1 protein-coding gene is annotated in these 310 nt (G+C 70.6%); it reads left to right on the top strand.

Annotation, left to right across the window (positions count from 1 at the left end; all coding sequences use genetic code 11):
• Positions 1 to 248: oligopeptide/dipeptide ABC transporter ATP-binding protein (locus tag ACODT0_RS42490; RefSeq protein ID WP_489044065.1), on the top strand; the 248-nt coding region annotated here is incomplete at its 5' end.
• Between the last annotated feature and the right edge of the window lie 62 nt (positions 249 to 310).

The raw sequence follows: 310 nt of genomic DNA on the forward strand, positions 1-310 counted from the left end.
ATCCTTACACCAAGGGGCTGTTCGCGGCGCGGCCGGTGATCGGGGCGCCGAAGGGCCAGCGGCTGGCGACCATCCGGGGCAGCGTGCCCGAGCTGGTGGACCTGCCCGCGGGTTGTCCCTTCGCGGGGCGCTGCAGCTACACGGTCGATGCCTGCCAGTCGACGCGCCCGCCCGCGGTGATGCTGCCTGACGACCATGCGGTGCGCTGCATCCGACTCGACGAGATCGAAGCGGAGGCCGTGGCATGACGCCAACGAAGACACCGCTGCTGCAAGTCACCGACCTGGTTCGCCACTACGCGCTGCCGCGC

It is taken from the genome of Variovorax sp. FG153 (assembly GCF_057809595.1).